This window comes from Streptomyces sp. NPDC097129 (genome assembly GCF_055668065.1).
In genome coordinates, this window is sequence record NZ_JBVOQE010000030.1 from 1 (window position 1) to 11,005 (window position 11,005).

The window sequence follows — 11,005 nt, forward strand, 5'->3', positions numbered from 1 at the left end:
CGCTTCTTCCGGGGCATGGGTGACACCGTGTCCGTGAAGGACATCACCGGCGCGGAGATCGCCAAGGACCGCGACGCGTTCGCCGGCCGCATCGCGGAAGAACTGGACTACGACAACGCGGACGACGCGGACACCGCCTGGGTGTCACGTTCGATCACCGTCCCCGAGGCCACCGAACTGGCCCACCGCGACCGCGACGACGGCCTCGACCCGCTGCGCGCCTGGCGTGTCACCGAGCCGGACGAGATCGCCTACACGAAGTCGTCGGGCAGCAACAGCGACGACACCCGCACCGAGCGGATCGTCAAGACCCATACCACCTACGAGCCGACCTACGGCCTGCCCATTCAGGTGGAATCGCTGGGTGACACCGGCAAGACCGGCGACGAGTCCTGCACCAAGTCCGAGTACATCCACAACACCGCCAAGAACATCATCGGGCTGACCAAGCAGGTGCTGGTCTCCCCGACGACTTGTGCGGCAGCCGACTTCACGGATCTGTCGACACTCAGTGGTACTCGCACGGCTTACGACGGCCAGGGCTACGGCGTCGCGCTCGCGGACACCACCAAGGGTGAGGCGTCCGAGTCCTGGTCGATCAACGGTGACGGCACCGGCTGGCAGTCGGACGGCACCACCGAGTTCGACGCCATTGGCCGCGTCACCCGTACCACGGACGAGGACCACAAGACCTCGGGCCTGATCACCTATGAGCCGGCCACCGGCCAGGTGTTCAAGGTGACCGAGACCAACGCCGTCGGTCACTCCGAGAGCCGTGAGATCGAACCGGGCCGCGGCACCACGACGAAGACGACCGACGCCAACGGCCATGTCACTCAGGCCGAGTTCGACCCGCTGGGCCGGCTCGAAAAGGCCTGGGCCGCGGACCGCGCCCCCTCCGACGCCGCGGTGCCGGACTTCCGCGCCGTCTACACCGTCCCCGAGTACAAGGAGGGCGAGGACCGCAAGCCGTCCTACGTCACCACCTACACGCGCGGCTACAACGACAAGATCGACACCTCCGTCACGCTCTACGACGGTCTCGGTCGCGAGCGGCAGCAGCAGGAGCAGGCGGACGGCGGCGGCTGGCTGATCACCGACACGCTGTACAACAGCTCCGGTGAGGTCTGGCAGACCAACAACGCCTACCTGACCTACGAGTCCACGCCCGGCGAGCTCTTCTCCCCGGAAGCCGACACGCAGGTCCCCAACATCACCCGCTACACCTACGACGGCTCCGGCCGCGTGCTCCAGGAAACCCCGGTCCTCAAGGTCGCGGATCCGCTGACCAACGAGACCGTCTCCAAGGAGGTCCCGGAACGGGCCACCAAGTACGAGTACGGCCTGGACTGGTCCAAGGTCGACAACCCGCAGGGCACCTCCGACTACCGCGTCTACACCGACGCCCTCGGCCGGACCCAGCGGGTGGACACCTTCAACCCGGACGCGCCCGGCGGCTTCACGTCGATGCGCTACGAGTACGACACCCGCGGCCAGGCGGTGAAGGCGACCAACTCCGCCGATCCGACGCACCCGTGGACGTGGACGTACGACCACCGCGGCCGTCAGGAGACCGCCACCGACCCCGACACGGGCACTACGCGGAACACCTACGACAACCACGACCGCGTACTCACCACCACCAACGTCCGCGGCGTCACGATCTGGAACGGCTACGACCAGCTGTCCCGGCCGACCGAACAGCGCCTGAACAACGCCTCCGGTACCCTGCTCGCCAACCTCACCTACGACCTGGCGCCGGGCGGTAAGGGCATGCCCTACACCGCCACCCGCTACACCGACGGTGAGGCCTACACCCAGCAGGTCAACGGCTACACCAAGGACTACCAGCCGACCTCGACCACGCTGACCCTTCCCACCACCCTGGCTTCCACCTGGGGCCTGGACTCCGCCTACACCTACTCCTACAAGTACGCCGACAACGGCATGCTCGAGGAGTCCACCCTTCCCAAGATCGGCAAGTTCGACTCGGAGAAGCTGGTCGTCCGCTACAACGAGGACGGCAAGCCACTCTCGATCTCCGGCAAGGACTGGTACGGCGCCGAGACCGTCTACGACCCCTACGGCCAGGTGCTGCGCTCCACGCTCGGCGCCCAGCCCTACCGGGTGTGGACGCAGTCGACGTACGACGAGTCCAGCGGTGAGCTCAAGGACCAGCAGATCTACCGCGAGCAGACCGGTGACCAGTCCGTGGTGCCCGGCAACCTCGTCTCCAAGCGGTCGTACACCTACGACCCGTCCGGCAACGTCACCTCCATCCAGGAGGGGGCCACCGGCATCGACGAGCGCCAGTGCTTCGCCTACAACCCGCTCGGCGAGCTGAAGACAGCCTGGACGTCCAAGGACCAGTCCACCTGCACGGCTCCGAAGAACACCGACGGCACGCTGAACGTCGCGGCCGGCAAGGACAACTCCGGCTACTGGCAGGAGTACGAGTACGACCTGCTCGGCAACCGCACCAAGCTCACCGAGAAGGACCTCACCGGCAACACCGCCAAGGACGCCACCAGCACGTACGCCTATGGCAAGGCCGACGGCACCCAGCCGCACACGCTGACCAAGGTGTCCAAGACCTACACCACCCCGCAGGGTGCGCAGGTCAAGGCCGAGGCGGAGCGTCTGTACGAGCTCACCGGCGAGACCAAGACCGTCACCTCGCTCCAGAACGGCGACAAGCAGTCCCTGTCGTGGACGTACGACGGCAAGATCGACCGGATCACCGGTGCGGGCTCCGGCGGCAAGACCCCCTACGTGGGCCTCGCCGACAAGTGCCTGGACCTCAGGAGCGGTCTCGCGGTCGCCGGTACGGCGATCCAGCTGTACGGCTGCAACGCCACGATCGCGCAGAGCTGGCGCTTCAGCCCCACCCCGGGTGGGACCAACCCTGACCAGGGCACGCTGAACGCTTATGACAAGTGGTGCGTCCAGCCCGTCGGCAACACCGCCGGATCGGCTGTTCAGCTGCAGAAGTGTGACGGCTCGGCCGGCCAGGAGCTCAAGCGCAACGCCTCCGGCCAGCTCACCCACGTCGCATCCGGGCTCTGCCTGTCGGTCCAGGGCGCCAACTCGGCGAACTCGACCCCCATCGTGCTCGCCACCTGCGACAGCACCAAGGCCGAGCAGCTGTGGGCGCCGCAGAACGACACCCGCTACATCTACGGACCCGACGGCTCGCGTTTGCTGACCATCAAGGGCAAGCAGGCCACCCTGACTCTGGGTGAGGGGGAGGTCACCGTCCAGAAGGGCGGGATCCTGGTTCAGACACAGCGCACGTATGACGCCCCAGGGGGCGCGGTCATGCGCTACGCCTACGGCACCGGCGGAGACAAGCTGGTCGCCGTCACCGCCGACCACCAGGGCAGCACCTATGCCGAGGTCGCCCTCGACGGCGGCATGTCGGTACGGATCCGCAAGCAGGACCCGTTCGGCAACCAGCGCGGCGCCGATACCGCCGGCGTCAATCAGCAGACGCACACCGGGTTCCTCGGTGGGCCGGTGGACGACGGATCCGGTTTCGTCCAGCTGGGCGCGCGTCTGTACGACCCGGTGGTGGGACGCTTCCTGTCCGCCGATCCGGTGCTGGACCTGAACGATGTCCTGCAGTCCAACGGGTACGAGTACGCGCACAACAACCCGGTCACGTTCTCCGACCCCACGGGCGAGTCCATCGTGCTGACCGCCTCCGAGCGGGCCGCGGCCCTCGCGGGCGCGGGCCTGTCCGCGGCGCAGGTCGCGCAGGCGCAGGCGATGCAGGGCAAGTCCCTCACCTCGGTCATCCTGGCCGTGGCGTGGGAGACGCTGAAGGACTTCATCGGCATCAACGACGCCATGGCGTGCTTCGGCGGTGACATGTGGTCCTGCATCAGCATCGCGGTCGACGCCATCCCGTGGTCCAAGCTCGGCAAGATCCCGTCCGTCATCAAGGCCGTCAAGCGCACCATCAAGGCCGTCGAGTCCTTCAAGGCGGCCAAGAAGGCGGCCGAGATCGTCCTCAAGGCGGCCAAGGCCGCAGAAGCCGCGGCGCTGAGAGCGAAGAAACTGGCGATCGAGCGAGCCAAGAAGCTCGCTGCGCAACGAGCGAAGAAGAGAGCGGCCGAAGCAGCCAAGAGAACCGCCGACAAGGCGGCGGATGCGGCCAAGAAAACGGGTAACCGCGTCCAGAAGCGAGCCCAGGCCAAGGCAGCCCCCAAGGTGTCCTCCCACACCCGCGGCGGTGGCGGAGGTGGCAGCGGTGGCCACAAGGGCGGCGGCGGAGGCAGCTCCAAGCCCGGCGGCAAGTCGGGCGGTTCCTCCAAGAGCAATGGAGGGTCCAGCGGCAGCGGCGGCTCGGGCAAGGCCGACGGAGGCGGCAGCAGCCCCGGCTGCAACAGCTTCATCCCCGGCACCAAGGTTCTGATGGCCGACGGCTCCACCAAGTCCATCGAAAAGGTCAAGACCGGCGACAAGGTCGCTTCGACCGACCCGAAGACCGGCGAGACCCGGATCGAGACGGTCACGGCCGAGATCAAGGGCGAGGGCCTGAAGCACCTGGTCAAGGTCACGGTCGACGTCGACGGGAAGAAGGGCGGCAAGACGGCCCAGGTCACCGCGACCGACGGCCACCCCTTCTGGATCCCCGAACTGCACGCCTGGATCAAGGCCACCGACCTGCACGCCGGCCAGTGGCTCCAGACCAGCGCGGGCACGTACGTACAGATCACCGCGGTGGAGCGCCGGACGGCCCTCGGGGCCACCGTCCACAACCTCACCATCGGTGACATCCACACGTACTACGTGGTGGCCGGACCGGCGGCGCTCCTCGTCCACAACGACTCCTGCCCGAAGCGCAGTGGCGACGACGACGGCGGCGGCAACTGGACGCCCGACGAGAACTACTCGCCGCAGCAGGTCCAGGCGCGCAGCGACGCGAACGAGGCCTACTACTCGGTCCATCCGGACACCCACGAGCTCGTGAACATGGTGGACGCCAACCCCAACATGTCCCCGCGGCTCAAGCCGGACGGCAGCGTCGACCGGTTCGAGGGGAATAACCTCAGCGGACCGGCCAGAAGGTTCTGGGGTTCCTGGATCGGCTCCCCGATCTACTGGAACGGTCGGCCGGGAAGCCAGATCCGCATCATGATCAACCAGACAACTGGCGAGATCGCCCACTTCCCCCTGACGAGGCAGGGCGTCCACAACTACGGATCGCCGAGTCTCTACATTTGGTAGCGGTTCAAAAATGGAGTACTGCGCGGCACCCCTCGCGGGGGGTGCCGCGCAGTACTTCTTCCAGAAAGGCTGAAGTGATGGACCAGGCTGAGCGACTCGCCCTCGGCGGACTCCTCTTCCTGGGGCTGGTTCCCGCGGACCGGCCCCTCATCCCGCCGACGCTCGCCACGCTTGCTCCGGGATATCCGCCGGCGTCCGGCACATGGCCGAGGGCGGTCGTCGACAGGGCAACGCCACACTTCATCAGCACGGCCAACGAGAGTTGGTTCACCCTCTCCCGGGACGGAGGACTGTTCGACGACGACCAGGAATTCCTGGTCGCCGCCGAGGTCCACGAGGGCGAGAACGACTGGTGGTGGGCGCGCGTCAGACTGGCCGCATCCTGGGACATCATGGGCGCGGGCTCCGCCGCCGCACTCGGCCGCGGAGCCGGTATGCCGGAATTCGTCATGCTGTCAACGGCCGGGGACACCATCGTCTGCGGCACGGCGGACGAGGCATCGATCGGCACTGTCCTGGTGAGCGGCTTCAGAAACCTCACCGGCCTGCGCGACCTCGGTGACTGGAAGGCAGGCTGGGCAGGAACGCCGCAGCATGAGAGGGCGGCGGCCCGGCGGTGGCTTGATTCCATCAGCTCCTGAAGACCTGGCTGTTCAACGTTCTGCCGCAGCAGCAAGCCCCGCCAGACACTGTCTGGCGGGGCTTGTTGTGCGGGTTCCGCAGATCTCAGAGCCGCTCAGGCGTCCCGATCCCCAGCAGGGCCATCCCCTGGTGCAGGGTCTTCGCCGTCACGTCGCACAGGAACAGGCGGTTCTGAACCTGCTCCGGCGTCTCGGCCTTCAGGACCGGGCATTTGTCGTAGAACGTCGTGTACAGCGACGCCAGCTGGTACAGGTACGCCGTCATCTTGTGCGGGGCGTACTCGCTCGCCGCCTCCGCGACGACCTCCGCGAACGCGTCCACGTGCAGGCCCAGCGCGCGCTCCGCCTCGTGCAGGCCCAGCTCCGGGTGGGCCGCCGGGCGGACCTCGCCGGCCTTGCGCAGGATGGACTGGATACGGGCGTAGGCGTACTGGAGGTAGACGCTGGTGTCGCCGTTCAGCGAGACCATCTGGTCCAGGTCGAACTTGTAGTCACGGTTCGCCGACGTCGACAGGTCCGCGTACTTCACCGCGCCGATGCCCACCTGGGCGCCCCGCTCGGCGATCTCCTCCTCGGACAGGTCCTGCGCCTTCTCCCGGACGACCGCCGACGCGCGGTCGATCGCCTCGTCGAGGAGGTCGACCAGGCGGACCGTCTCGCCCTCACGCGTCTTGAACGGCTTGCCGTCCTTGCCGAGCACCGTCCCGAAGGCCAGCTGGTGCGCCTTCACGTCGTCGTTGAGCCAGCCGGCCCTGCGCGCGGTCTCGAAGACCATCTTGAAGTGCAGGGACTGGCGGGCGTCGACGACGTAGAGGAGCGTGTTCGCCTTCAGGTTGAAGACGCGGTCGCGGATCGCGGAGAGGTCGGTGGCCGCGTAGCCGTAGCCGCCGTCCGACTTCTGCACGATCAGCGGGACCGGGTTGCCGTCCGGGCCCTTGATGTCGTCGAAGAAGACGCACAGGGCGCCCTCGCTGCGGACCGCCACGCCGGACTCCTCCAGGAGGCGGCAGGTCTCCGCGAGCATGTCGTTGTAGCCGGACTCGCCGACGATGTCGGGGTCGCGGACCTCCATGTCCAGCTTCTCGAAGACGGAGAAGAAGTAGATCTTCGACTCGTCCACGAACTTCTGCCACATGGCGAGCGTGTGCGGGTCACCGGCCTGCAGGTCCACCACCCGGCGGCGGGCGCGCGTCTTGAACTCCTCGTCGGAGTCGAACTTGCGGCGCGCGGCCTTGTACAGGCGGTCCAGGTTGGACATCGCCTCCTCGCCGGACACCTCGGCGCCGGAGTGGTCCAGCTCGTGCGGGTGCTCGTCCAGGTACTGGATGAGCATGCCGAACTGGGTGCCCCAGTCGCCGATGTGGTGCCGGCGCACCACGTTCTCGCCGGTGAACTCCAGCAGCTGCACCACCGAGTCACCGATCACCGCGGAACGCAGGTGACCGACGTGCATCTCCTTCGCCACGTTCGGCTGCGCGTAGTCGACGACCGTGGTGCCCGGCTGCTCCGCGCGCGGCACGCCCAGCCGGCCGTCGGTGTCCGCGGCGCGCGCGGCCAGGTTCTCGGTGATCGCCCGGTCGGTGATCGTGACGTTGAGGAAGCCGGGGCCGGAGACCTCGATGTCCTGGATCAGGTCACCGGTGGTCACCTGCGCGACGACCTGCGTGGCCAGCTCCCGCGGGTTGGCCTTGGCCTTCTTCGCCAGCGCGAGGATGCCGTTGGCCTGGTAGTCCGCCCGGTCGCTTCGTCGCAGCAGCGGGTCCGCGCCGGCGGCCTCGGGAAGGGCAGCCGACAGCGCGGACGCGAGGCGCTGGTGGACGGAAGCGGTGAGGGACGTGACCGAGGCCATAGGAATGGGTGCCGTTCTCCTCGTGGGGTTCGTGGACACGGCCAGTATCCCATGGGGGGTAAAACCGTTTTCCGAACGCGCGGGTCATGGCGCGGGCCGGCCGGGCGCGGCGGCGCCGCCCTCACCGTGGGCGCCATGGGACTGGGAGCGAGCGCCGCCTGCGCCCCCGGTTGCCGTTGCGGCCAGCAGTGCCGGCGCGGCCGCGTACGCACCCCACCTCCGCTGCATCGGTTCAGCCGTCCCTACGGCGGGTCCGCCGGGCCGTCGCGAGCGTGCCGCCCGCCACGGCGAGCGCCGCGGCCGTGGCCCCGACGGCGGTGAGATCGCCGGCGCCGGTCGCGGCGAGCTGTCCGCCGCCCCCCTGCGGGGTCACGTCGGTGGCCGTACCGGTGGCGGGAGCCGGCGCTGAGGAGGTGGGCGTCGGCCGCGGGGTCGGCTTCACCGAGGGCGAGGGCGACGGCGAGGGCGACGGCGACGGCGACGGCGAGGGCGCAGGCCGGTACGCCGAGCAGTTGGACCATCCGGTGCCGGGAACGGTTGTGCCAAGGATGGGAGAAGTCGTTTTCCGGGTTGGGGCCGCGCCTGGGACAATGGGGGCGCGCGGCCGTGCGACCGTACCGGCCGCCGGCTTGAGAACTCCGTCCGAGAACTTCAGAGAAGTCTGAGAACTCCAGAAAAAGAGGACGTGCCGATCGTGGCTCAGAGCACCGAGACCACCGACTGGGTCTCCCGTTTCGCGGATGAGGTCATCGAGGAGTCGGAGCGTCGGGCCCCGGGCAAACCGGTCGTCGTCGCCTCCGGCCTCTCCCCCTCCGGACCCATCCACCTGGGCAACCTGCGCGAGGTCATGACCCCGCACCTGGTCGCCGACGAGATCCGCCGCCGCGGGTACCAGGTGCGCCACCTGATCTCCTGGGACGACTACGACCGCTACCGCAAGGTGCCCGCCGGCATCGACGGCATCGACGAGTCGTGGGCCGAGCACATCGGCAAGCCGCTGACCTCCGTGCCCGCCCCGAAGGGCTCGCCGCACCCGAACTGGGCCGAGCACTTCAAGGCGGCCATGATCGAGTCGCTGGCCGAGCTCGGCGTCGAGTTCGACGGGATCAGCCAGACCCAGCAGTACACGACCGGCGTGTACCGCGAGCAGATCCTGCACGCCATGAAGCACCGGCAGGACATCGACGCGGTCCTCGCCCAGTACCGCACCAAGCCCAAGCCGGCCGACCAGAAGAAGCAGCAGGCGCAGCAGAAGCCCCTCGACGAGGCCGAGCTGGAGGCCGCGGAGGGCTCCGGCGCCGCCGAGGAGGACGACGGCTCCTCCGGCTCCGCCGGGTACTTCCCGTACAAGCCGTACTGCGGCAACTGCGAGAAGGACCTCACCACCGTCACCGCCTACGACGACGACTCCACCGAGCTGACGTACTCCTGCACGGCGTGCGCCTTCTCCGAGACCGTCCGGCTCAGCGAGTTCAACCGCGGCAAGCTGGTCTGGAAGGTCGACTGGCCGATGCGCTGGGCCTACGAAGGCGTGATCTTCGAGCCGAGCGGCGTCGACCACTCCTCGCCCGGCTCGTCGTTCCAGGTCGGCGGGCAGATCGTCGGGATCTTCGGCGGCAAGCAGCCCATCGGCCCCATGTACGCCTTCGTCGGCATCTCCGGCATGGCGAAGATGTCGTCCTCGCGCGGTGGCGTGCCCACTCCGGCGGACGCGCTGAAGATCATGGAGCCGCAGCTCCTGCGCTGGCTGTACGCCCGCCGCCGGCCCAACCAGTCCTTCAAGATCGCCTTCGACCAGGAGATCCAGCGGCTCTACGACGAGTGGGACCGCCTCGACGCCAAGGTCGCCGACGGCTCGGCCCTCCCGGCCGACATCGCCGCGCACTCCCGCGCCGTGCGCACCGCCGCCGGTGAGCTGCCCAGGACGGCCCGCCCGCTGCCGTACCGCACGCTGGCCTCCGTCGCCGACATCACCGCCGGCCACGAGGACCAGGCGCTGCGCATCCTCAGCGAGCTGGACCCCTCCAGCCCGCTGGCCTCCCTGGACGAGGCGCGGCCCCGGTACGACAAGGCCGAGGCGTGGATCAACACCCACGTCCCCGCCGACCAGCGCACCATCGTGCGCGACGAGCCCGACACCGAGCTGCTGAAGTCCCTCGACGACGCCGGCCGCGAGTCCCTGCGGCTGCTGCTCGACGGACTCGCCGAGCACTGGTCGCTCGACGGACTGACCCACCTCGTCTACGGCGTGCCCAAGGTCCAGGCCGGGTTCTCCGCGGACGCCACGCCCAAGGAGCTGCCGCCGGAGATCAAGACCGCCCAGCGGTCGTTCTTCGCGCTGCTCTACCACCTGCTCGTGGGCCGTGACACGGGCCCGCGTCTGCCCACGCTGCTGCTCGCGGTGGGCCAGGAGCGGGTACGGCGCCTGCTCGGCGCGTGAGCGCTGAGCAGTGAGCAGTGAGGAGTAAGGGGTAGCGGCAAGCGGTACGGAGAAGGGGCCCTCCACATGGAGGGCCCCTTGCCCGTTCTCACGCTGCTTCCCGCCGCCTACGCGATGTGCTCGTCCTGGAGTTCCGCCGAGTGCCGGCCGGCGAAGCGGTGGACCATCCGTTCGGCCTCGCCCTTGGGGAGCGTCCTGCCGAACGTCGCCTCCACGTCCCCCCGGAACTGGGCGGCCGTCGGGTAGCTGCCGTCGATCGACTTGCGGAAGACCAGGTAGAAGTCCTCCTCGGTCGGCTCCGGCTCCGGGCTGCCGCCGCCCTCGCCCAGCTCGCGGGTGCGGTTCGGGCCGACCGGGATGGGGAAGCTGCCGGTCTCCTCCGCGGAGGAAGCGTCGGCGGGGGGCTCCTCCTGGTACTGGTCCTGGTACTGCTCGGCCTCCTGCTGCTCGGCGTACCACTGGGCGTACTGCTCGGCCGGGTCGTAGTCGGGGTCGTAGCCGCCCTGGTACTCGATCTCGCGAGGATTGCGGAACCAGGGGCTCTGGTCGGCTTCGTCGGCGTGCTGCCCGGCGTCGTCGCCGGCTGCGTCGTCGCCGGCCGGCTCGGAGCGCTGCTCACTGTGCTGAGCCGCCTTCGGCGGGACGGACGCCGCCGCGGCGGTACGACTGCCCGCCGCCACCGGCGTGGGCTCGGCCGCGGGCGCCGCGCCGAGCTCCGGCTTCGGGGCCGCCGGTATCAGCGCCGGCTCGATGCCCGCTGCCGCGAGGCCGGCCGGGGCGGTCTCCGAGAGGGGGACGCCGTAGCGGGCGAGGCGCAGCGGCATCAGGGATTCCACCGGGGCC

The 11,005-nt window shown here is 69.0% G+C and carries 4 protein-coding genes and 2 pseudogenes; 3 read left to right on the forward strand and 3 right to left on the reverse strand.

Going from position 1 to position 11,005, the window contains the following annotated elements:
• Both AC0B9F_RS37685 and AC0B9F_RS37690 read left to right on the forward strand, forming a co-directional pair.
• A pseudogene (locus tag AC0B9F_RS37685) lies at positions 1-4,836 on the forward strand (ricin-type beta-trefoil lectin domain protein); the annotation flags it as partial.
• 473 nt (positions 4,837-5,309) lie between these two features.
• The gene (locus AC0B9F_RS37690; RefSeq protein WP_472010289.1) at positions 5,310-5,873 is read left to right on the forward strand and encodes a hypothetical protein; all 564 of its coding nucleotides are present in this window, start codon (positions 5,310-5,312) and stop codon (positions 5,871-5,873) included.
• 85 nt (positions 5,874-5,958) lie between these two features.
• Here the strand turns inward: AC0B9F_RS37690 and argS are convergent, their stop codons facing one another.
• Together argS and AC0B9F_RS37700 are read right to left on the reverse strand one after the other, a co-directional pair.
• Complete coding sequence (argS, locus tag AC0B9F_RS37695) at positions 5,959-7,722, reverse strand: arginine--tRNA ligase (protein WP_472010291.1); 1,764 nt, start codon at positions 7,720-7,722, stop codon at positions 5,959-5,961.
• A gap of 232 nt (positions 7,723-7,954) precedes the next feature.
• A complete protein-coding gene (locus AC0B9F_RS37700) occupies positions 7,955-8,095 on the reverse strand; it encodes a hypothetical protein (RefSeq protein WP_472010293.1) in 141 nt (46 codons plus the stop codon).
• 312 nt (positions 8,096-8,407) lie between these two features.
• Here AC0B9F_RS37700 and lysS point away from each other — a divergent pair, with 312 nt between their 5' ends.
• Positions 8,408-10,162 (forward strand): lysine--tRNA ligase, encoded by a 1,755-nt coding sequence (gene lysS / locus AC0B9F_RS37705; RefSeq protein WP_472010295.1) that lies wholly within the window; start codon positions 8,408-8,410, stop codon positions 10,160-10,162.
• 107 nt (positions 10,163-10,269) lie between these two features.
• Here the strand turns inward: lysS and AC0B9F_RS37710 are convergent.
• A pseudogene (locus AC0B9F_RS37710) lies at positions 10,270-11,005 on the reverse strand (DUF2637 domain-containing protein); the annotation flags it as partial.